This window comes from Paenibacillus xanthanilyticus (assembly GCF_042682185.1).
In the GTDB taxonomy this organism is placed as follows: domain Bacteria; phylum Bacillota; class Bacilli; order Paenibacillales; family Paenibacillaceae; genus Paenibacillus_Z; species Paenibacillus_Z xanthanilyticus.
This window is the reverse complement of the sequence record NZ_JBHUHA010000001.1, coordinates 2,688,225-2,711,097: the sequence shown is the minus strand read 5'-3', so window position 1 is coordinate 2,711,097 and position 22,873 is coordinate 2,688,225. Positions and strand designations below refer to the sequence as shown.

Genomic DNA, 22,873 nt, shown 5'->3' with positions numbered 1-22,873 from the left:
AGCCAAGGAATTATACTCGAAATTTGCCGATAAGCGTCTTGAGCTCGTCCGCTAGATTGGCGAGCGCGTTGGAGGATGCGGCGATCTCCTCCATGGAAGCAAGCTGCTGCTCGGTAGAAGCCGCGACGCTTTGCGTGCCGGACGTATTCGTGCCGGCGATCGCCGAGATGACGGTAATGCCGTCCACGACGGTCTCGGTATCGGCCAGAATGTTGGTCGTCGATTCGGTCACGCCCTGCACGTCCTCCTCAACCTGGCGAATGAGCGCGATAATGCCTTCGAACGACTCGCCGGCCACCTCGATCAGCTGAATGCCCTTCCGAACCTCGAACGTTCCGCTTGCCATCTCGGAAGCGGCGACCGTAGCTTCCCGTTGAATGCCCGCGACTAGACCGTGAATTTGGTCCGCGGATACGCGCGATTGCTCTGCCAGCTTGCGGACCTCTTGCGCGACGACCGAGAACCCGCGCCCTTGTTCCCCGGCTCTAGCCGCTTCGATAGCCGCGTTCAGCGCGAGCAGGTCGGTCTGCCTCGCGATGTCCGTAATTAACTGAATCGCTTGACCGATCTGCAAGGCCTGCTGCTTCAACTGTTCGATCACACCGGCTAGCTTGTCCGTGCTGGTCTCGATAATGCGGACCTGCTGGATGGCGTTGGTCAAATCGTGCTTCCCTTGCGCCGCGGTGTTGGACGTATGGGTAACGGTGCGAAGGACGGCTTCGCCGTTGCTCGCGATAGCACGGACCTTCTCGGACAGGTGCGTGATGGTCGTCATATTCTCCCCGACCTGCTCCGCCTGACGCTGCGTGCCCTCGGTGATGTCCTGCATAATGGAGGCGATGTATTCGGTTGCCTGGCTTGTTTGTTCCGCGCTTGCCTGAAGCTGGGCTGACGAAGCGGCGACTTGAAGCGACACGGAGTCGGCGCTGCCGATGACCGAACGGAGCGACTGCGTCATCGTATTGAACGCGGCAGCAAGCTCCGCAAGCTCATCCTTGCCCTTGAACGCCAGCGGCTCGGTTTGCAGATCCCCTTGCGATACGGCCCTCGCGGACTGAATCAATTTGTTCGTGCGGCTGAGCAAGTAGCGGGTGAGCATGAAAGCGATGACGAGCGAGAGCAGAATCGCGATGCCGACCAGCGAGTAATTCACCAGCGCTACCTGTTTATTTTTGGTCGTGATGTCGGCCTTGTAGGCTTCGATTTTGGCCTGCTCATCCTTCATAAAGGCGAGCAGCGCGAACGCGACCGGGTCGAACGAATCCTTGGTGTACTGCTCTTGCGCGGGGATGATCTCCCCGGCGGCTTTCCGCTCCATGATCTTGGTCTTATACGCCACGTTCTCGGCCCATAGGGCGCTGAAGGCTTCCAGCTGCTTTAAGCTCTCCGGATCCGTCGTCATGCTTTTTAGCTTGGCGAGCTCTTCATCCAGGAACTTGACGGTTTCCTCGAAACGGCTTTTATAATTGCCCATCAAATGGTTGGGCGCCAGCAAATAGTGCGCCCCGTTATCGTTGGCCGTTCGCGCAAACAAGTTCAGCCGCTGCACGACCTCCATCCGCTGCTGCGAGGCGAAAATGTCGTCCGTAAGCGAGGTAATGCGGTGACTCATGGTCGTCGTTACCGTGACGGTGACGAGGAATACGGTGATAATCATAAGAAAGCTGAACAACAATCTGGTGCGTAGTTTGAGTGCCAATGCGATGCCCCCTCGTTGTAGGAATAAATGGATGAATGGCGAGCGAATCCCGTTCAATCGTCATTTGTGCAAACGTATGCGCAAATAGCCATGGATTAGACATGAATAGGTATTGAACGGCAATAGACGTTGAAGTCGGAGCATCCATGACGCGCCGAAGCCGATATACCAACAAATGTCTAGTACGGACGGGGGTTCCCCTCGCTATGAAGTGATATTCTGGTTATCGGCATCTGCTGTCAAATATTTAACTGGGACGGTTTGGGAAGTCGGCGAAAGGAGGGTGAGAATCATAGAGAGGAGAAACAATGCAAACGTTTGCATTTAAAAACGACCCAATTTCCCGTGGCAAAACGCGTCTGAAGTGATCGTGCCTGATAAAAATTCAAGCCAACGATATCCGCTGCTCGGAATTCGTTGGCTGCGAGCTTTCCGAAAGGATAACGGAATCCCGTTAAATCCATCGTTGAAACGATCGATGGACGATGCGAACCTGATTGCGTTCCGCCCAGTTCTTCAAGTCCGCGAAGCCTTTGTCTTCATCCGACGTGAAACGAAACACCATCTCGACGGGAACGATCCTCTTGCCATGCGGCAATAAGCCGACGATCGGGTTGAAATACCCTTTGATCATGATCGCCTTGATGTCCTCCGGGCGGACGGTGCGGTCATAGATGACGAGCTGGTCGCGGTCGAACAGGAGGTTATCCCCCAACTTGGACGTTCTGAATAGCGCGATGATCCATAGGACAATGTTGGCGAGTATGGCAACGAACGCCAGTACCAGAAGCACCCTAACGCCTACCGCGCGAACTTCACCGCGTATAAACATAAACATCCAGAACAACACCCAAAACGTGCAGAACATCACCCCGATTGTAGCTCCGACCCTAGAGGGATACCTAATAGCGTGCTTCGCCGTTTCCAATTCCGACACCTCCTCAACACTTCCATTTTAACATAAAAGGGGATTACTGGAATCAAGCGTTCTGCCTAAAGATTCCGCTCCTGCAGCGCGTCCGTCTGCTCCGCCGGCACTTCACGAGGATCGTTCCGACCCTGCTTGGATTCGCCTCTACATGCAGTCCGCCCCCTAGTCGGCTTCCAGCATTTTATAAATTTTGGATAAGACAGAGAAACTTTTTCGCGATTGCAGGCGTTTAAGATGGCGTGGGTTCAACGGGCGGAGATCAGCCATCCCGCCGGCAAGAGGCAAGGAAAGTTTCAGATCGCGCAAGCAGAAGCAGAAGCAGAAGGAGACGAGACATGAAAGCTTTGAAATGGGTGCTGAGTTTGTCGCTGTTAGCCGCCCCGATCGGGGGCATCGGCGCCAACGAAGCAAGAGCGCAAGAAGCGCTGAATCAATTGACGCTGCAGCTGAACAGCAACGTCATGATCAAGAACGGCGTCAGCTCGCTGACGGCGCAGCCGGTCACGGCGAAGAGCGGCACGTCGTTCATTCCGCTCAAGTCGGTCGCCGACCAATACGGTTATAAAGTATCGTTCGACGCGAAGACGAAGGAATCCGTCGTGAAGAACGAGCAGCACGAGTTCCGCTTCAAGGCGGACCGGAAGACGATCACGCGGGATGGCCAGGCGGTGAGCGCCCCGCTCGCGCCGTTCGCGCTGAAGGGCTCCATGATGGTGCCGATTCGCACATGGTCGAACATGACGGATAGCAAGCTGACTTTGACGGGCACGACGATCACGCTCGCCTGGGGCACGAAGCCGACGGCGACGTTCGAAGTGACGCCGGCCGTGATTTATGCGGGCGAGACGCTCGTGACCTATACCGACCGCTCGACCAACGAGACGGGGGAGCCGTTCGTGAACGAGCAATGGACCGGCCGGCAGGAAATGTTCGCCGAGCCCGGCACGTATACGATAACCCGGCAAGTGCAGGATTCGGCGGGCCAATGGAGCGATCCGTATTCCGTCACGGTCGAGGTCATTATGCCGAATCAGCCGCCCGTGGCGAACTTCCAGGTGGACCGCGACGCCTATCGGATCGGCGAGCGGATTACGTTCACCGACCTGAGCACGGATGACGAGAACGCGATCACGAAGGCGAAATACACCGGACGTCCGGCAGGCGACGCGTTCTTCGAAGCGGGCGAGCATGCCGTGACGCTCGAAGTGACGGACAGCCACGGCTTGACCGCTTCCGTGACGAAGACGATTACGGTGACGAGCGAGGTGCTCTATACGAAGGAGGAATACGGCCTTCTCTTCTCGGTCGCCGGCGAGAAGTTCACGGTCAGCGGCGCGGAGATTCGCAATTACCCGGAAATGAAATACAACATTGAATCGGATACGGCGCAGCTGATCCGCAGCAACAGCCCCGAGGTGTTCGTGAGCGAAGGGGTCGCGTACGAGGAGCAGCTGACGGGCAGCGTCCGGTATTTGTTCCACAACGTCAACCAGGTCGGCTATCCGGTGCGCATGTACTTGATGGCGACGAACAAGGGCAATACGACGGTCAATGTCAACACGAGCACCTACGGTTACGGCGGTCCGGACATATACGTGGCGAACTCCGCCAAGCTGGCCGCGGTCCGATACCTGCAGGCGATCAAGGACGGCGCGCCGCCGAAGGCGATGACGGTGAAGCCGGGCGAGACGATCGAGGTGCTGCCGGAGCTGAGCAAGTATCCGATTAAGCCGAACCAAGTCTTCTCGGCTTACGCGGATCTCTACTCGGACCAGGAGCTGTATTACTACGTCGTCGTCGTGGCCGCGGACAAGGATCCGAAGGCCGAGATGCCGCTGCTGCCTGTGATGCCGCGCGACGGCAAGCATGTCCGCGGGACGTTCAATAACGCGAACCGGACGCTTCAGACGAGCGAGCTGCTGGGCGAGCAGCCGGCCAAAATGACGTTCGGCGACGGCAAGCTGGACCCGTACTTGTTCGGCTACGACTACTCGAGCGGCGTGAACGAGCTGAACCTTGGCAACTTCGGCGTCATGTATACGATGAAGCTCGATCGGGTCGCCCCCAATACGGTCATTGCGCTCAATCCGCGCGGCGGCATGTACACGGGCGCGTTCCTCGTGAACGGCCAGTTGGTTACGGTCACGAACAACTCCGTGCTGCTGAACAACAACGAAGCGGGCTTCCTGTACCGCACGGGCAGCACCGAGGAATCGGTCGAGATCAAATTCACGCTTGCGTCGGGCAGCTTCCTGCCGCTGGCGATGGTCTTCCTGCCGATGCCGGCGCTCAAGAGCTAGCGATTCAGGTTATAGGCAATTATCCATTATTTGAAGTTAAAAAGACGGGGGTGTCCCAAAAGTCATCAAAAGATGACCTTGGGATACCCCCGTTTTTTAAAAACAATGTCTGGGTTACCGCACCCACTGCGCGGTCACATGTTCTTCCGATCGCTGTTGTTCCCGGATTCCCTGAATGTAATGGGCGAAGGTAGGAATCCGCTCACAAAGGCGAACGCTGACGCTTCTCCAGAATCATGCGACCTGCTCCGTTTTGGCTAACCATTCATTAAAATTTCAAAACAAAAGAAGCCTGTCCTTGCCAATGGACTTGCAAGAAGATATCCCTCAAAACCATCTCGTTCGCATCGTCAATGATGCGGTCGACCGCTTAAATATGAACCTCTTCACTAAAGCCTATCCCGGCGGCGGTCGGGACAGCTACCATCCCAAAATGCTGACGAAAATCATCATCTACGCCTACACGCAGCAGATTTACTCCTACGCCAAATTGCCAAAGCGGTTCGGGAGAACATCATGTTCATGTGGCTGGCCGCGCGGCAGCGCCCAGATTTCCGTACCATTAACCGGTTTCGTTCCGAGCGCATGAAAGACGTGCTCGAATCAATCTTCACGGCTGTTCTTCAGTTTCTCGTCGCAGCCAAGTACGTCAAGCTCGAGCATTACTTCGTCGATGGAACCAAGATTGAAGCCAATGCCAACCGCTACACCTTTGTCTGGGTAAGGCAGTCGTCAAGCACAAGATGAGGCTGCAGGAGAAAGTGCAAACCTTGTTCGCGACCATCGAAGAAGCCGAGAAGCAGGAAGATCATGCGCTAAGCGGCATGGATCTAAGTGAGCTTGGTGAACCAGCAGACATGACGAGCGAGCAACTGGAACATGCCGTGCAGCAGCTCGAACAACGACTCGAAGCGAAACCAAAGGACAAGCCGCTCAAGAAAACAGTTCGCATCCTTCGTAAAGACCTGCTGCCGCGACTCCAAAAGTACGAATCCCAGCAAACCATCTTGGGGAGCCGCAACAGTTTCAGCAAAACAGATCCAGACGCCACCTTCATGCGCATGAAAGAAGACCATATGCGAAATGGTCAGCTCAAACCCGGCTACAATGTACAGATCGGAACCGAGAACCAATTCATCCTAGGATACAGCGTTCACCAGCGTCCAACGGACACCAGATGCCTGAAGCCGCATCTGGAGAAAGTGAAACACGCATTAGGTGTACTACCTGGCACGATCATCGCGGACGCCGGCTATGGCGGAGAAGAGAACTACGCGTACCTGGAGCAAGAAAACGTGGAAGCCATTGTGAAGTACGCAACGTACCATCGCGAGAACACCAAGGCTTGGCAGCAAGACGTGAGCGAACTAGATAACTGGACGTACACCGCTGAAGAGGACAGCTGGGTATGTGTGGCGGGACAAACGCTTACCTTCCGCAGAGAAAGCAAAGAACGTACGGAAAGCGGTTATGAACTTCGCCACCGTCATTACCGTAGTGCCAGCTGCGAAGGATGTCCGCTAAAAGTAAACTGCACAAAGGCAGCTGGTGACCGCGAGATTAAAGTGAGCTTGGATTATCTTCGCTACAAGCAACAGGCACGTGAGCGCTTGAAGAGCGAAGAAGGCTACGCGCTCTCGGTTCGACGAATGCATGAACCCGAGAGCGTATTTGGACAGATGAAGAACAACCGGGGATTCCGAAGATTCCTGCTTCGGGGCTTGCCAAGAGTGAGCCTGGAGGTCGGGTGGCTTTCGCTTGCCCATAATTTGCTGAAGTAAACCGCAATGGACCGAAAATGGCAAATGGCGTCACAGGGATAAGACCCTGTAACGCCATTTTTGTGCATTGGGGGACCATTCGCAAGGTAGGGGTCACTTACTCAACCCTTTTGAGACGGCCTCGTTTTTTAGATGTTCCCCGCACGCATGAAGCTTTGTCCGTCCGGACAAAAGCGCGCCAAGCTCGAAGCCACCCGCCGACCGCAAACAATCGAGCTCGCACGAAGAAGGGAGTCCAGAGGGCAAAGTCCTATGGTTCCCCTCAGCGGAGGGGGAAGGGGGAGGGATAAGTCTATTCGTGCGAGGTAATAAGCACCAGCTCGCCGTCCAGCTCATAAGGCCCGAAGCCGGCCGGCAGGATGAGGTGGTCGCCGATGCGCAGCGCATATTCGCTGCCCTCGGCGCGGAGCGTACCGCGGCCGGCGATGACGCTAACGAGCGTGTAGCGCTCATGCGCAGCCAGCTGCGCGCTGCCGGACACGTCCCATTTCTCGACGGTGAAAAACGAGTTGGACACGAACGAGGTTACGTTCAAGCCATCGCGCGTCCGCGTCTCGAAGGCGGCGGGTTCATAGGCTTGCGGGACGGTCGTAACGTCGATCGCTTTCGCTAAGTGCAGCTCGCGCAGGTTGCCGTCCTTGTCCCGGCGGTCATAGTCGTACACCCGGTACGTCGTATCGGAGCTTTGTTGGGTCTCCAGCACGACGATGCCTCGGCCCAGCGCGTGGATCGTGCCGCTCGGGACGTAGAAGAAGTCGCCCGGCTTGACGGGGATCTTCGTGAGCAGCGCATCCCATTGGCCGCCTTCGATCATGCGCGCAAGCTCCTCCTTGGAGGCGGCTTCATGGCCGAAGATGATCGAAGCGCCCGGCTCGGCGTCCACGATGTACCAGCATTCCGTCTTGCCCAGCTCGCCCTGCTCGTGCTCGCCGGCGTAGGCGTCGTCCGGATGCACCTGAACGGACAGATCATCCGAGGCGTCCAGCAGCTTGATAAGCAGCGGGAACACCGGGGACGCGGAGCGGAACAGCTCGGGATGCGAGGTCCAGAGCTCGCCGAGCGTCATGCCTTGATACGGACCTTCCTTCACGACGCTCTGGCCGTTCGGATGCGCAGAGATGGCCCAGCATTCGCCGGTACGGTCGCTCGGGATGGCATAGCCGAACAGGTCGCTTAATTTCGTGCCGCCCCAGATTCGCTCTTGAAAGACGGGCTGGAGAAAGATCGGTTGATTCATGGTTTATGGCTCCTTTGGCGGATTAATAGTCGGTCAAGACGAGCGCGGCGGCGCCGATCAAGCCGGCGTCCTGATGGAGCGCGGCGGGGACGACGGGCGTGCGCCGCCCGGATGGATTGAGCGCGTGGTCCCGAATATAGCCGCTCACCGCGTCGAAGAGCGGCGCGCCCACCTGGGAGACGCCGCCGCCGATGACGATAAGCTCGGGATCGAACGTGTTGATCAGCGTCACACAACCGACGCCGATGTGGCGGAAGACGCGACGAACCAGCTGCTCCATCGCGGCATCCTGCCCGGAGAACGCCAGCTCGAACGCTTCCTTCGTGGAGACCGGCCGTCCGAGCAGGACGCTTGCTTCCCTGGCGATCGCGGTTCCGGAGGCGATGTGCTCGAAGCATCCGCGCTGCCCGCAAGGGCAGTCGCCGCCGGCCGGGTCGACGACCATATGCCCGATGTCGCCGGCATTGCCGGTCGCCCCGGTGATGAGCCGGCCATGGCTGTAGATCCCCGCCCCGATGCCGGTGCTGATCGTGACGTAGACGAAGTGCTCCGCGTCCTTGGCGGCTCCGGCCCGCTTCTCGGCGAGCGCCGCGGCCGTCGCGTCGTTCTCAAGCACGATTCGCGCGTCGTAATGGCGCTTGAACGCGTTCACGACCGGGAAGCCCCACCATGCCCGGAGGTTCGGCGGCTCGGCGATTTGGCCCAGCTTCGTGTTGAGCGGTCCCGGGGCGCCGATGCCGATCCCTAGAAGGTCGGAAGGACGCAGCTCCTTCTCGGCCATGAGCCGGTTAGCGGCTTCGGCGATCCGGTCTACCATGTCATAGGGAGAGATGGTAAGATCCGTTGGCAGCGAAGTTTTGGCGAGCACCGCTCCGTCCGAAGCGACGAGGCCGATGGCGGTCTTGGTGCCGCCGATGTCAATGCCGATGGCAGTAGTCATAAATCTAGTTCCTCCTCCTAATAGTCCGTCATTACTTGACAAACTTGACAAAATTAAATTGTGTAAAGTAAAATTACGATAAGTTTATCACGGTTCGGAAGGAATGAAAAGACGAATGGCGCGCAAAAAAAAGGTGTCCATGCAAGATATCGCGGATCGGCTGAACATCTCGAAGAACGCCGTCTCGCTGGCGCTGCAAGGCAAGAAGGGCATCGGCGACGAAATGCGCTACCGCGTGCTGCAGACGGCGAAGGAGCTAGGTTACGGCATCTACGCGGAGAAGCCCGCGTCTAGCGGGAACGTGCTCGTCCTCGTGCCGGAGCGGATCATGAGCTACCAGGACAACGATCACTTCCAGTTCTTCCACGACATGATCTGGGGGCTGGAGAAGAGCATCCGCAAGCGGGGGCGCAATGCCGTCATCGCGCCGATCGACGCCGAGATGGAGGCCGCGCTTCAGCTGCCTCGGCATTGCCGGGAGATCGCGTACGAAGGCATCATTCTGTTCGGCATCGTGGACAAAGCCTACGCGGAGCAGGTCTGGAAGCTCGATACGCCGCTCGTCCTGCTGGACTCCTATCACCGGGAGCTGCCTTGCCCGGTCGTGGCGTCCGCCAACGTCGAAGGCGCAGGCGAAGCCGTGCGGACGCTCATCCGTAACGGTCACCGCAGCATCGGCTTCATCGGTCCGGCTAACTTGACGACCAGCCACGAGGAACGCTGGCTCGGTTACTGGGCCGCGATGCAGGAGCACGGGCTGCCGATCGATCCGGATAAGGTGCTGGTCCGTTCGGCGGGCTTCGGCGACACGGAGCGGGATATCGAGGATTTCTTGGACCGCATGGGCGGGCTGCCGACGGCGTTCTTCTGCGGCAACGACCGGATCGCGTATTTGCTGGCCAGACAGCTCCGGAAGCGGCGGCTGCGGATTCCGGAGGAGGTGTCGATCGTCGGCTTCGACGATCTGCGTTACGAGGAAGACGGCGGCGTTGCGATGACGACGATGCGGGTGGACAAGGAGCGCATGTGCGAAGCGGCCGCCGATCTGCTGCTGTCGCTCAAGGAGCCCTGCCGGGAGATGCTGCGCTTATACGTGCAGCCGAAGCTGGTGGAGCGCGATTCCGTGCGGCGCATCGGCGGCTAGTGACGGCCGCGGCAGCCTTTACGAAAGTTTCGCAATATTTTCCGGCTCGGCCTGTTTCGGGCTTGTCCGTCCGGGTTAATAGTAGTCAAGTGGGAAGTGGTTAAAGAAACACCGTCAGGAGCACATGACCCTCGCGTCATTCCGAAAGGTTGTTGATTTCCAATGAGCCCAACATTAAGAAGGACGAAACGGTCGAGATTTCTTCGATACTTTTCCGGTAAAGCACCCTAGCAGTTGGACAATAGCTTGTTAAGCCGTCATTGATTGCGCTTCCCACTAACAAAGGCTCCGCGACCTTCAGGTTGCGGAGCCTTTCCTGTGCTTGCCCGCATCCAAAATAATCGCACCTTACCTGAAATCCCCACCCTTACGGTCCCGTCCTCGCCGTCATATAATCGAAGCGCATGTACCAAAAGCAACCCCGCTAACCACTCATTTCGCATAAAGGGTGATCAGACGATGAACGAGAAATTCAGCAGGTCAAGAGTGAAAGGATTTCTGCGGGCGGAAGGCCGCTCGATCGTGAACGAGGACGGCGAGGAGGTGCTGCTCGCGGGCTGGGGCTTGGGCAACTGGCTGCTGCCGGAGGGCTATATGTGGACCGCGCACAACGGCCGGTTCGACCGTCCGCGGCGCATGGAAGCCGTCATCCGCGAGCTGACGGGCAGCGCTTACGCCGAGCGGTTCTGGGCGGAATTCCGCGAGCATTACGTCACCCGGGAAGATATACGCGCGATGGCCGAGCAAGGCTACAATTCGGTCCGCATCCCGATCAATTGGCGTCTTCTGATGGAGGATGAGCCAGGCATCGCCTGGAAGGAGGAAGGCTTCCTGCTGATCGACCGCTGCCTCGACTGGTGCGAAGAATTCAAGCTGTACGCGTTCCTGGACCTGCACGGCGCGCCGGGCGGGCAGACCGGGGCGAACATCGACGACTCGATCGACGATGTGCCGCGTCTATTCACTGATGCGGACAGCTGGGACAAGGGCATCCGTCTGTGGGAGGCGCTCGCCGAGCGTTATAAGGACCGCTGGATCGTGGGCGGTTACGACCTGCTCAACGAGCCGCTCAAGCAGACGTACGGCGGCGAGAAGAGCGTCGATTACCTCGTGCCGAAGCTGATCCAATTCTACGAGGAAGCGATCGCCGCCATTCGCGCCATCGATACCAAGCACATGCTCTCGATCGAAGGCCATCATTGGGCGACGAATACGAGCATCTTCTTCAAACGCTACGACGATAACATGCACATTCATTTTCACCGGTACGCCTGTCTGCCCGACATCTCCGCCTATGAGGAATTCCTCGCATTGTCGGAGCGCCTGAACCAGCCGCTCTGGCTCGGCGAGACGGGCGAGAACGTGACGGAGTGGTTCGCGGCGATGTATCCGCTGGCCGCAGATCTGAACATCGGGTACAACCTGTGGCCGTGGAAGAAAATGAACTGCGCCAACTCGCCGTACTCGATTCCGCTGCCGGACGGCTGGGATAAGATCATGGACTATACCAAAGGCGGCGTCCATCCGGGGCACGAGCAGGCGCGCGCGATTCTCGACGACTACCTGGCGAACATCAAGCTGGCGAATTGCGTCTATAACGCCGAAGTCGCCTCGGCCGTCTTCCGCACGCCGGGCTGCACCGTCCGCGCGACCGATTTCGACGAGCTGCCGGGACGAGGGGAAGCCTACAGCGGGCTGCGCGCCGAAAGCAATCCGTACCGGTACCGGTCGAAGACCGGCATGCGCATCGTGGAAGACACGCCGATCGAGCAGCTGGAGAAGCGCTTCTTCTTCGACGTGCTGTGGGATCGGTTCCTGCTGGAGATGGGGCCGGAGGAATTCGCGACGTATTCGATTAACGACACGACGGCGGACAGCACGGTCGCCTTCGATTACCGCTGCCTGACGCCTGCGGAGGTAGCGGTGGCGCAGGACGGCCGCGAGCTGTGCAGGCTGACGCTGGAACCGGGCGACGGCAAACAGCGGTCGGCCGCGATTCCGCTGCGGGCACGCAGCGAATCGACCGTTCGAATTGCCGTTCTGTCCGGTACGGTGCAGCTTGAGCGGATTCATTTTAACTAGTTAGGGAAAGGGAGCAGGCTGCCGCGGCAGTTTGCTCCCTTTGCGCGCGGAGGGAGATGTTTACAGCTATCCGGGGGAATGCGTATGATAGGGACAATGCGTCGTGACGGATAAACCGGCGCTTGATGGGTTGCGAGAGCTGGGTAATTTGGAGAGGAAAGGCGGGGACGCGGCATGCAGGCCATATCGTGCAAGCTAGAAGAGGCGCGTATGCTACTCGATGAGTGGGTTGGAGGGCTAGCTTCGCCGTTCGATTCGTTCCTGGAATCGTATATTCGGGATTCGGCGTTCTACGTGCTCGAAGCCGACAGCGGAGAACAGGCGGGTTATTACGCGATTCACGACAAGGAACGGTTAACGCAGTTTTATATGAGACCGGCGTACCTCATGCACGCGCAGCGCGTGTTCGGGGAGGTGCTGGAGCGACATGCGGTCGCCTCCTTATTCGTGCAGACCGGCGACGAGCTGCTGCTCGGCATGGCGCTGGACCGGGATTTGACGATACATAAGCAGGCGTATTTCTTCCAGGATTCAGGCGCGGCGATCGATGGGGAAGGGCTGCCGGATGGCGAAACGTTCCGCCCGGCGGTCATGGCGGACGCGGTCGGCATCCGTCGGATGTGCGGCGATTTCCTCGACGCGTACGAGCGGCGGATCGGAGACGGCGAGCTGTTCGTATACGAGCGGGACAGCATGCTGGTCGGCCTCGGGATCGTCGAGAGGTCCGGCCTGCTTCAGGACGCGGCCAGCATCGGGATGTTCGCAAGCGAGGCATTCCGGCGGCAGGGAGTCGGCCGGACCGTCATCCGGGAGCTGATGCGCTGGTGCAGGGCGAACGGCATACGTCCGCTCAGCGGCTGCTGGTATTACAACGAGGCGTCCAAGCGGACGCTGGAGCGCGCCGGCATGGTGACCAAGACTCGGCTGCTGCATGTGGAAGTCGCGGGCGGCGGGACGGGCGATTAGCGATAGATCGAGCGCTGGGTGGCGTACCGGCTGCAACACGAAAGGAGAGGGCGCGCGGCCCTCTCCTTTTTGGCATGTTATCGGTCGGATGGATCGCCATTGTCTGGCTGGGCGGGTTCCGCGGCCGTCTCGCCTTCGACGCGCGGCGGGTTCGCGGCCGGAGTCGGGGCAGCGGGTTCGGGAGCGGGAGGGGAACTCTTGCGCTCCACCTTGAAGTTGAATTTCCGCAGCAGCAGGAGGAGCAGCACGACCAGGATGGCCAAGAGCAGGACACCGCCGGCGATGATCAGGTACAGCTGCCAGTTGATGCCGGAGTCGGCGGGCTGGTTGTTCACGGCCATCCGCGAGTCGGAGATGAACGTCTGAATGTACGGATAGCCGGGATTCAGCTCGTTCACTTCGCGGAATTTATCGAGCGCTTTGGCGTATTTCCCCTGATTATAGAGCGTGAGGCCTTCCTTATACAGCGTCGTCAGCTGGCTCTCGGTCGGCGTGACATTCAGCTCGTTCAGGAATTGCGTGGCGATGCTGATCGGCACGACGAAGTTCATGCCCTGCACGGCGGTGCCGTCGCTGGAGTCGATGCTGCCGAAGGTCGCAATGCCGATCGCTTCCCCTTTGTCGTTGAAGACGGGCCCGCCGCTATTGCCATGCGTCATCGCGGCATCGACCTGCATGATGTCCCAACCGCCGGGCATCGTTTTGCGCGCGCTGATGAGTCCGGACGTCAGCGTCGATTCGACGACGCTCTCCTCCGCGAGCATCGGGTTGAAGGTCGCCGCGCCCGGATAGCCGATGACGTAGATCGGATCGCCGGTCCGAAGCGCGCCGTCGTCGCCAAGCGGGACGGTCGGCAGATTCTCCTTGTCGATCTTCAGAATCGCCACGTCCTTGCCTGGGCTCGGCTCGCCGCGGCTCTTGATCTCGCTGGCGAAGCCCTTCTGCATCGTCTGCACGCCCGGGATCGCCACGCCCATCTCGGTGTACACTTGCGTTTGCACCTCGCTCAGCTTCGCGTAACGAACGTAGAAGCTCGCCGCCGCTTGCCGCAGCTGCCGCAATATTTCTTCGGTCGGCGTGTAGTTGCTGGCCTTGACCTCCGCGATGAAGGCCGTGACGTCCTGCTCGATCAGCTCCTGCAGACCGGTCGTGATGAGCGTCTCCTTCAGCTGGTCCTCGGGCGTGTAGACGACGTGGGCGTTCGTCAGAATATAGCCGTCCGGCGTAATGATGAAGCCCGTGCCGGTCGCGCCGGCCTGCACCTCCTTGGTCGTGTACGTATCGGTCGGGATGAGGTAGAGGAGCGGGTCCTTGAACATTTCCTTGAAGATCGCGTCGATCACGGCGTTCGGATCGTTGGCGAGCGCGCCGCTGACGATATCGTTCGCGAGCTTATTCTGCAGCTTGGTTAGCGCCTCCTGCGACATCGTCACATCCGGGATGGAGATGTTCGCGGAATAGAGGGTGGCGATCATCACGACGCCGGGCTTGTTCGTATCGGCGATGATGCGCGGGTCCATCGCGACGGGCTCGCCGGCCGCGGCCGCAGGGCTCTGCAGCAGACCGCACAGACTGATGGCAAGGGCAATAACGAGCAAACGGTGAAGGAACCGCCACAGCCCGGGGTTCCTGATCGTTACATTCATCATAAAACGCCTCCTTCCGTTATTCCTGCGTGGAAACCGATGGCAGAAATCAGTCCTGAACGATTGTATTATCGGCGCGGGCCGATTAGACGTCGCGGACGAACCGGGCGGACCTAAAAGCTTTGTTAAGGGCGGCGGAGGCGCGTCGAGCAAGCTTGCAGGAAAATGTGGAAATGGCTAGAAAACGTAGGGAGTGCGAAAAGACGAGGGGGAGCAAAACGATGAGCGAGTTTACCGCAGGCAGTTTGACGATCCAGCGTTATAAGACGCAGTTGGGCGAATTGAACCCCGGCTATATAAGGGACCTGAACGACAAATGGGTGCTCTTTATGACCGCAGATACAGAGGTCGGCGAAGAGCTGCCGGAACAGGTGCGGATGCTATCGGCCGCGATGCCCGTGCTCTACTTTTACAATTTCGAGGATCACGCGTGGGGGTATCGGATCGTTAATCAAGGCGAGGAGTTGGCCGCTCTTCACGTCTCGTATGAATTAAAAGACGAATTCATCCTAAAATTAGCCGCCGAGCGGTATCCGGATGAAGATCTGTTCGAACGGGTCTATGTTGATCCTAGTCAGACGGTGTATAACCAATTGGCGCAGGAGATCAATGGTTGGCCGTCGTATGAAGAGGCGGTAGCGAACCAGTTCGCCAATCGCAACGTGGAACAGTTCCGTTGGTTCGAAGTGGACGACGCGGGTATCGAGCAATTACGGGCAATCTTGAATGCGGATTACTACAGGACGCTGGGCTCCTATCGTCAGCTGGTGAGGGAGTTTAAGGAACTGCTTGATATGAAGGAAATGAGCTGGATTCGTTATGATGATCTGGGTAGGCGGGACCGGTGAAGTCATTGAAATACTAGGTAGCGGTATGGATACGGAGTTCTTCATCAAATTCGCCGATAAAGATCGGAACACGGAACAGATTGAGGTGAGACCCTTGATAAACGCTTATCTGCCAAGCTTGCTTATCGGAGGTGCATGCGCCGTTTTGCGGGTGCTGTTCGGGGTTCCGATCTACATGAACACGTTCGCCTCGCTTCCGAGCTTCGGAACGACCTTCCTCGTTCATTTCCTATGGGGCGTGCCTGCGCTACTGGTTGTCTTGGGAGCCATGGTCCTAAAGAACGCCCGCTCTAAAATGTGGTTGCTGTCGTCGCTGGCATGGACTGTGCTGATCACATGTGTGCCTTCCTGGCTAGAATGACGGTAAGCCGCGCCCCATCAAAAAGAAACCGGCAAGCCGAGGCTTATCTGCCCCGCTTACCGGTTTGCTTATTTATACGTAATCGTAATCTTCTCTTCCTGCTGGTTCCAATCCACCTTGGCCCCCAGCTGCTCGCTGACGAAGCGCAGCGGCAGGTACGAGGTGCCGGCCAGGCCGAACGGCTTCGTGCCGGTATCGACTGCTTTGCCATTCAGCGTCGTAACGCCCGTCATATAGTTAATCGTGATGGTTAGCGGGCCGGACGCTTCATTCCCCCCCTGGAGGGTGACTTGCTTCTCGTCGTTGTTCCATGTCACTTTCGCCCCGAGCTTCTCGAAGATCGAGCGGAGCGGCACGAACGTCTGGTTCGACCGGGAGACGACGCCATTGGTCAATTCCACGGCTTCGTCATTTAGAATAACCTCGATTGGCTTTTGCACCGGCACGGGCGTCCAATGCTCGAATTCGTAATCGCCGTAACCGAGCTCGGAGCTTTTATTAACGCCAACGCCCCACAGCGAGCCGTCCGTCTTCTGGAAAAACAGCTGACGGGGGGTGGCTTCCGCGGAATCCACGTCCGAGGCGATCAGTTTGAAGGACGGGTTGGCCGGCAGCTTCTCCGTCTCGACCGACGTCATGTACAGCTTGCCGCTATGCGTCAGGACGAGCAGCGCGCGCTCGACGGCAAAAGCAGCCTTAACGTCGTTGATCGACGTGATGCGAACTGGCGCCTGGCTGTGCACGGTCGTCGCATCCGACCAGCCGGTTCGGGTCTGACCCCAGAACCACAGCTGGGACTTGCCGTCGATCGCCACGGCGGCATTGAAGGACCGAATGTCGGACAAGCCCTTGACCTGTTCCGGCTTCGCGTCGGACTTGGCCACCTCGGTCGCGAAGCGCCAAACCGTGCCGTCGTTCTTGAGCGCGAAGTTATCTTGCAGGTCGACGACGCCGCTTAAGCCGGCTACCGGTTTGGCGGTCGTCTCTTCTCTGAGCTTGCGCAGCACGGTGCCGCCCTTCTTCAAGAACAGCCACTGCTCGCGCCATTCCGCCGGGTCGCTCTCGCTGTACACGCTGATGTCCGTCACGCCCTCAAGGCCAGCGACTTTGGAGGCTTTCGACGGAATCGGATCATAAGTATCCGGATCGAGCGGCATCGTATAGACGGCTCCGGCGCCGTCGACGACGTAGAAGAGATCGCCTGACCGTATGGAGAGGGTGAGGCCGCTCACCCCCGTGACTTCGGAGACGGCGATCTTACCGGTACGCGGGTCGATCGTCCAGTGCCATACGGTATTATCCTGCTTGAGGACGAGTCCGTTCCGGAATGCTTTCTTCACGCCGGAGAGCGCGTTCACCTGCGTCGGCACGGCGCGCTGCGCGAGACCCCAGACGCCCCAGTTCCAGAAAGTGCCGTTATGCTTGACGATGGCATTCGGTTCGTAATCTTGAATCGTCCCGCCGGCGGGCGCAGCGGATACGGATGCCGCGGCTTGAAGCGCGATCGCGGATGTGGCTATAAGGGAAAAGATGCGTTTTTTCATGGGAAACATTGTCCTCCTTCTGTACATGGGAATAACGGGAACACCGAATAGACGCTTCGACCCGTCAAAAGGTTCCCAGTCACTAGGATAATCGCATAAAAAGTTGTTGCTCCTAATGGCGAAAAAAGAGCAGCCCGCTTAGGCTGCTCTGTGCTAGTTTAGTCAAGGCTTGTTCTGTGCATGGGCGTCATGTCTCGATAATATAGCTCTTCGAGGATGATGGCCAGGAACGCGGGCTGCGTTTTTTTGTGCAGGGTGCGCGTTAACAGGTGCTGCAAGAATGAGTCTTCTACCGTCTCCAAAATGCGTATCTTCTGGTTTGTTCGCATAGGCGGAATCAGTCCTTCATCGAAGATCGAATATGGTTATCTTTAACCGCGGGCACTTGAGGTTGAAACAAGCCCGAGCGTCATTTATTCGATTGTAAGGAAGTGCGCCGCGGAAATAGCAAGCATCTTCCAAACGAGGTAGAATGGTAGGAGACCGCATGTGGCATAAGTATGTGCGATGTTCGCGTTCTTGTTCCTGCGCTGCTGTGGCAGGCGAGGAAGGAGCGGCAGCCGAGAGCGGCGTAAGAGGTCGAATAGCCCATGATCCTCGCAAAATCGAAAAAAAATACAATTTTCTAGAATCTGATTCTATGGTAATATGAGTTGTATATTTGCTAATATATTAATCAGTTAATTGGATTGGAAATCATGAACGATGATGGGGGATTAGGCATGAGTCTTGATGTAAAAAACGCCATTCTGAGCGGGAAAACCGTACTTGGCATCGAGCTTGGCTCCACGCGCATTAAAGCGGTGCTCATCGGCGAGGACCATACGTCGATCGCGTCCGGCAGCCATGACTGGGAGAATAGCCTCGTCAACAATTTCTGGACTTATAGCGTCGAGGACATTTGGAAGGGCATTCAAGACAGCTATCGCAAAATGGCCGCCGAGGTGAAGCAGCAGTACGGCGTCACGCTCCAGACGATCGGGGCGATTGGCTTCAGCGGCATGATGCACGGCTACATGGCGTTCGACCAAGCGGGCGAGCTGCTCGTGCCGTTCCGCACGTGGCGCAACAATTTGCAAGAGCAGGCATCGTCGGAGCTTACCGAGCTGTTTAACTTCCACATTCCGCAGCGCTGGAGCATCGCGCATCTGTATCAGGCGATTCTGAACGGTGAAGAACACGTCGCGAACATCAGCTTCCAGACGACGCTGGCCGGCTACATTCATTGGATGCTGACGGGCGAGAAGGTGCTCGGCGTCGGCGAAGCATCCGGCATGTTCCCGATCGATATTCATACCAAGACGTTCAACACGGCGATGATCAATCAGTTCAACGAGCTGATCGCCTCCCGCAATCTGCCTTGGCAGCTGCAGGATATTCTGCCGCAGGTGCTGTCTGCGGGCGAGCGCGCGGGCGCGCTGACGGCGGAAGGCGCGAAGCTGCTCGATCCGTCGGGCGAGCTGCAAGCCGGCATTCCGCTCAGTCCGCCGGAAGGCGACGCGGGCACGGGCATGGTCGCGACGAACAGCATCGCGCAGCGGACCGGCAACGTATCCGCAGGCACGTCGGTATTCGCGATGGTCGTCCTGGAGAAGGAGCTGTCCAAGGCGTATGACGAGATCGATCTCGTGACGACGCCGACCGGCAACCTGGTTGCAATGGCGCATTCCAACAACTGCTCCTCCGACCTGAACGCATGGGTCGGGCTGTTCGAGGAATTCGGCAAGGCGATGGGCATGAACCTGGACAAGAACGAGCTGTACGGCACGCTGTACAACCTCGCGCTCCAAGGCGATCCGGATTGCGGCGGACTGCTCGCGTACGGCTATCTCTCCGGCGAGCATATGACGCATTTCGAAGAAGGCCGTCCGCTGTTCGTGCGTTCTTCGGGCAGCAGCTTCAACCTGGCGAACTTCATGCGCGTGCACTTGTCCACGGCGCTCGGCGCGCTCAAGATCGGCATGGATATTCTGCTCAAGCAAGAGGCGGTCAAGCTGGATGAAATTCTCGGCCACGGCGGCTTGTTCAAGACGAAGGGCGTCGGCCAGCGCATCATGGCGGCCGCGCTGAACGTGCCGGTCTCCGTCATGGAGACGGCCGGCGAAGGCGGCGCTTGGGGCATCGCCCTGCTGGCTTCGTACATGGTCAACAAAGGCGAGGGCGAGACGCTGGAGCAATATCTGAACGAGCGCGTATTCGCGGGTCAGACGGGCGAGAAGATCGCGCCGGACGCGAAGGACGTGGAAGGCTTCGAAGTGTTCATGGATCGTTACAAGCAAGGACTCGCGATCGAGAGAGCGGCCGTTACGCATTTGGCGTAGAACGTTCATCGGCGTTGCAATGATAACATACAGTATGGCTAAAAGCCCGGAGAAGCGTATCGTTACGCTCCTTCGGGCTTTAAGTTGTTTAGGAAATAAAACGTAAGCGTGTCCGCCGGAGCGGACGAAAGCGAAGGCCAGCACGATGTCCCGCCACGTGCTCGAAGCGACAGGTTTACACCCCAAGCCCAACCGTCTCGAACGAAGCTAGAACAGAAGAGGCCGTCTCAAAAGGGTTGAAGTAAGTGACTCCTAACTCGCGAATGGCCTCCAATTGCACAAAAAATGGCGTTACAGGGTCTTATGCCTGTGACGCCATTTGCCATTTTCGGTCCATTGCGGCTTTCTTCAGCAAATTATGGGCGAGCGAAAGCCACCCGACCTCCAGGCTCACTTTTGGCAAGCCCCGAAGCAGGAATCTTCGGAATCCCCGGTTGTTCTTCATCTGTCCAAATACGCTCTCGGGTTCATGCATTCGTCGAACCGAGAGTGCGTAGCCTTCTTCGCTCTTCAAGCGCTCACGTGCCTGTTGCTTGTAGCGAAGATAATCCAAGCTCACTTTAATCTCGCGGTCACCAGCTGCCTTTGTGCAGTTTACTTTTAGCGGACATCCTTCGCAGCTGGCACTACGGTAATGACGGTGGCGAAGTTCATAACCGCTTTCCGTACGTTCTTTGCTTTCTCTGCGGAAGGTAAGCGTTTGTCCCGCCACACATACCCAGCTGTCCTCTTCAGCGGTGTACGTCCAGTTATCTAGTTTGCTCACGTCTTGCTGCCAAGCCTTGGTGTTCTCGCGATGGTACGTTGCGTACTTCACAATGGCTTCCACGTTTTCTTGCTCCAGGTACGCGTAGTTCTCTTCTCCGCCATAGCCGGCGTCCGCGATGATCGTGCCAGGTAGTACACCTAATGCGTGTTTCACTTTCTCCAGATGCGGCTTCAGGCATCTGGTGTCCGTTGGACGCTGGTGAACGCTGTACCCTAGGATGAATTGGTTCTCGGTTCCGATCTGTACATTGTAGCCGGGTTTGAGCTGACCATTTCGCATATGGTCTTCTTTCATGCGCATGAAGGTGGCGTCTGGATCTGTTTTGCTGAAACTGTTGCGGCTCCCCAAGATGGTTTGCTGGGATTCGTACTTTTGGAGTCGCGGCAGCAGGTCTTTACGAAGGATGCGAACTGTTTTCTTGAGCGGCTTGTCCTTTGGTTTCGCTTCGAGTCGTTGTTCGAGCTGCTGCACCGCATGTTCCAGCTTTTCGCTCGTCATGTCTGCTGCTTCACCAAGCTCACTTAGATCCAGACCGCGGAGGACTTGATCTTCCTGCTTCTCCGCTTCTTCGATGGTCGCGAACAAGGTCTGTACTTTCTCCTGCAGTTTCATTTTGTGTTTAATGACCGCCTTACCCCAGACGAAGGTGTAGCGGTTCGCATTGGCTTCAATCTTGGTCCCGTCTACGAAGTAATGCTCGAGTTTGACGTACTTCGCTTCGATGAGAAACTGAAGAACGGCGGTGAAAATGGATTCCAATACGTCTTTCATGCGCTCGGAACGAAAGCGATTAATGGTACGGAAGTCTGGGCGCTGCCGCGCAGCCAGCCACATGAACATGATGTTCTCCCGAACGGCTTTGGCAATTTGGCGTGAGGAGTAAATCTGCTGCGTGTAAGCGTAGATGATGATCTTCGTCAGCATTTTGGGGTGGTAGCTGTCCCGACCGCCGCCGGGATAGGCTTTAGTGAAGAGGTTCATATTTAAGCGGTCGACCGCATCATTGACGATGCGAACGAGATGGTTTTGAGGGATATCTTCTTGCAAGTCCATTGGCAAGGACAGGCTTCTTTTGTTTTGAAATTTTAATGAATGGTTAGCCAAAACGGAGCAGGTCGCATGATTCTGGAGAAGCGTCAGCGTTCGCCTTTGTGAGCGGATTCCTACCTTCGCCCATTACATTCAGGGAATCCGGGAACAACAGCGATCGGAAGAACATGTGACCGCGCAGTGGGTGCGGTAACCCAGACATTGTTTTTAAAAAACGGGGGTATCCCAAGGTCATCTTTTGATGACTTTTGGGACACCCCCGGGCTCCCGCCGAAAGGACACATCGAAGACGGCCGCGAACCGAGTCACGCTTCATTGCGGAGTCCAGAGGGTGCAAACCCTCTGGTTCCCCTCCAATGGAGGGGGAAGGGGCGAGGGTGAAAAGAATGGGTTCTCAAAGGGCGAAGCCCTTAAATTGGTCAAACCTCGATTCGAGGCTTGGCAGGATCGCAGGACGGCGGCGGGACGGCTCCGCTTTGGGCGAGCTTCATCAAGTAGTAGCATTCTTCGCGAAACATATGATCCGGCATGAGCGGGTTGATGCGGCTGAGCACCTCGGCGCTAAGGTCGAGCTGCTCGATCTCTTGCAGAAAGCCCTTGAAGACGTTCATCTCCATATCCACGTCGCGGTGAAATTTGGCGATGGCGGGATAGTGTTGTCTCATCGTCCGCAAATAGCCGGCCAGTTCGACGGCCTTCAAATAAAATTGCTCGAAATGCTTCTCGAATTCCTTGCTTTTCTTCATGAGCCGCTTCTCGACGCCGTCAAGGTCGCTGGCGATCGCTCCCGCATGACCTGCGGCATCCGGGAGCCAGACGAGATCGTAATGGAGCGGATGATAGACCGGAACCTCCTGGCCGCTTCGCAGCGCCTGCAGGATTTTCGCGTATTCGTCCAGCTCGTTGACCATGTGGTTGAGAAAGGTGGGGGTCAGCGCCAGCTGGATGCGGTTCAGCAGCCGGCGGTCCAGCAAATTCAGCTTGAAGGCGCGAAAAGCCGTGACGGCTTCGTCCGCTTGGGCGTTCAGGGTTTCCAGCGGAAGGCCGCCTTGCCTCGACTGGGCCAGGAGATCGTCGAAACTTTTTTTGAACGCCTCGGCCCTCTCGATATCCGGCTTTTCGTTCGGGGCCAGAGATTGAAGGATGAACCGCGCATGATCGCCAAGAATTTGAAGCCAGAATCGATGCTCGAACCATGCTTGCTTGGACAATCGGTTGTCTCCCCTTTCGCCGCCTCTCGAATGGAGAGGCGCG

Annotated in this window: 16 protein-coding genes and 1 pseudogene; 9 read left to right on the top strand and 8 right to left on the bottom strand. The window is 57.6% G+C overall.

What is annotated here, in order from left to right:
- Positions 1-10: 10 nt before the first annotated feature.
- Together ACFSKT_RS11445 and ACFSKT_RS11440 are read right to left on the bottom strand one after the other, a co-directional pair.
- On the bottom strand, positions 11-1,699 hold the full coding sequence (locus tag ACFSKT_RS11445) for a methyl-accepting chemotaxis protein (protein ID WP_377721139.1): 1,689 nt from the start codon (positions 1,697-1,699) through the stop codon (positions 11-13).
- 454 nt (positions 1,700-2,153) lie between these two features.
- Positions 2,154-2,537, bottom strand: coding sequence for a hypothetical protein (locus tag ACFSKT_RS11440; protein WP_377721138.1), 384 nt, complete (start codon positions 2,535-2,537; stop codon positions 2,154-2,156).
- Between the two features lie 428 nt (positions 2,538-2,965).
- On the opposite strand from ACFSKT_RS11440, the gene ACFSKT_RS11435 reads away from it, so the two are divergent.
- The 3 genes and pseudogenes from ACFSKT_RS11435 to ACFSKT_RS11430 all read left to right on the top strand — a co-directional run bounded on the left by ACFSKT_RS11435 (position 2,966) and on the right by ACFSKT_RS11430 (position 6,711).
- Positions 2,966-4,930 carry a copper amine oxidase N-terminal domain-containing protein gene (locus ACFSKT_RS11435; protein ID WP_377721137.1) on the top strand — a complete coding sequence of 655 codons (1,965 nt, stop codon included), beginning with the start codon at positions 2,966-2,968 and terminating at the stop codon, positions 4,928-4,930.
- A 304-nt stretch (positions 4,931-5,234) separates the two neighbouring features.
- Positions 5,235-5,677: pseudogene (locus ACFSKT_RS32660) on the top strand (transposase).
- Positions 5,678-5,700: 23 nt separating this feature from the next.
- Positions 5,701-6,711, top strand: a complete 1,011-nt coding sequence (locus ACFSKT_RS11430) for a transposase (protein ID WP_465263322.1) — start codon at positions 5,701-5,703, stop codon at positions 6,709-6,711.
- Positions 6,712-7,003: 292 nt separating this feature from the next.
- On the opposite strand, the gene manA is transcribed toward ACFSKT_RS11430, so the two are convergent.
- Together manA and ACFSKT_RS11420 are read right to left on the bottom strand one after the other, a co-directional pair.
- Positions 7,004-7,948, bottom strand: coding sequence for a mannose-6-phosphate isomerase, class I (manA, locus tag ACFSKT_RS11425; RefSeq protein ID WP_377717364.1), 945 nt, complete (start codon positions 7,946-7,948; stop codon positions 7,004-7,006).
- A 22-nt stretch (positions 7,949-7,970) separates the two neighbouring features.
- Positions 7,971-8,888: an ROK family protein gene (locus tag ACFSKT_RS11420; protein WP_377717365.1), complete on the bottom strand. Its 918-nt coding sequence runs from the start codon at positions 8,886-8,888 to the stop codon at positions 7,971-7,973.
- 115 nt (positions 8,889-9,003) lie between these two features.
- Here ACFSKT_RS11420 and ACFSKT_RS11415 point away from each other — a divergent pair, with 115 nt between their 5' ends.
- From ACFSKT_RS11415 to ACFSKT_RS11405, 3 genes are all read left to right on the top strand, one after another.
- On the top strand, positions 9,004-10,032 hold the full coding sequence (locus ACFSKT_RS11415; RefSeq protein WP_377717367.1) for a LacI family DNA-binding transcriptional regulator: 1,029 nt from the start codon (positions 9,004-9,006) through the stop codon (positions 10,030-10,032).
- Positions 10,033-10,491: 459 nt separating this feature from the next.
- On the top strand, positions 10,492-12,114 hold the full coding sequence (locus ACFSKT_RS11410) for a glycoside hydrolase family 5 protein (protein ID WP_377717368.1): 1,623 nt from the start codon (positions 10,492-10,494) through the stop codon (positions 12,112-12,114).
- A gap of 210 nt (positions 12,115-12,324) precedes the next feature.
- Entirely contained in the window at positions 12,325-13,080 is a 756-nt protein-coding gene (locus tag ACFSKT_RS11405) for a GNAT family N-acetyltransferase (protein ID WP_377717370.1), read from the top strand.
- A gap of 77 nt (positions 13,081-13,157) precedes the next feature.
- Here ACFSKT_RS11405 and ACFSKT_RS11400 read toward each other — a convergent pair whose 3' ends face one another.
- A complete protein-coding gene (locus ACFSKT_RS11400; protein ID WP_377717371.1) occupies positions 13,158-14,729 on the bottom strand; it encodes a trypsin-like peptidase domain-containing protein in 1,572 nt (523 codons plus the stop codon).
- A 218-nt stretch (positions 14,730-14,947) separates the two neighbouring features.
- Here ACFSKT_RS11400 and ACFSKT_RS11395 point away from each other — a divergent pair, with 218 nt between their 5' ends.
- On the top strand, positions 14,948-15,574 hold the full coding sequence (locus ACFSKT_RS11395) for a hypothetical protein (protein WP_377717373.1): 627 nt from the start codon (positions 14,948-14,950) through the stop codon (positions 15,572-15,574).
- Positions 15,546-15,935, top strand: coding sequence for a hypothetical protein (locus ACFSKT_RS11390; protein ID WP_377717374.1), 390 nt, complete (start codon positions 15,546-15,548; stop codon positions 15,933-15,935). The genes ACFSKT_RS11395 and ACFSKT_RS11390 overlap by 29 nt, the downstream gene beginning before the upstream one ends.
- 68 nt (positions 15,936-16,003) lie before the next feature.
- On the opposite strand, the gene ACFSKT_RS11385 is transcribed toward ACFSKT_RS11390, so the two are convergent.
- Positions 16,004-17,479: a stalk domain-containing protein gene (locus ACFSKT_RS11385; protein WP_377717375.1), complete on the bottom strand. Its 1,476-nt coding sequence runs from the start codon at positions 17,477-17,479 to the stop codon at positions 16,004-16,006.
- Positions 17,480-18,201: 722 nt separating this feature from the next.
- On the opposite strand from ACFSKT_RS11385, the gene ACFSKT_RS11380 reads away from it, so the two are divergent.
- Positions 18,202-19,800 (top strand): xylulokinase, encoded by a 1,599-nt coding sequence (locus tag ACFSKT_RS11380; protein WP_377717376.1) that lies wholly within the window; start codon positions 18,202-18,204, stop codon positions 19,798-19,800.
- Between the two features lie 301 nt (positions 19,801-20,101).
- Here ACFSKT_RS11380 and ACFSKT_RS11375 read toward each other — a convergent pair whose 3' ends face one another.
- Together ACFSKT_RS11375 and ACFSKT_RS11370 are read right to left on the bottom strand one after the other, a co-directional pair.
- Positions 20,102-21,673, bottom strand: coding sequence for an IS1182 family transposase (locus ACFSKT_RS11375; RefSeq protein ID WP_377776315.1), 1,572 nt, complete (start codon positions 21,671-21,673; stop codon positions 20,102-20,104).
- A 365-nt stretch (positions 21,674-22,038) separates the two neighbouring features.
- Entirely contained in the window at positions 22,039-22,830 is a 792-nt protein-coding gene (locus tag ACFSKT_RS11370) for a DUF2935 domain-containing protein (protein WP_377722849.1), read from the bottom strand.
- Positions 22,831-22,873 lie beyond the last annotated feature (43 nt).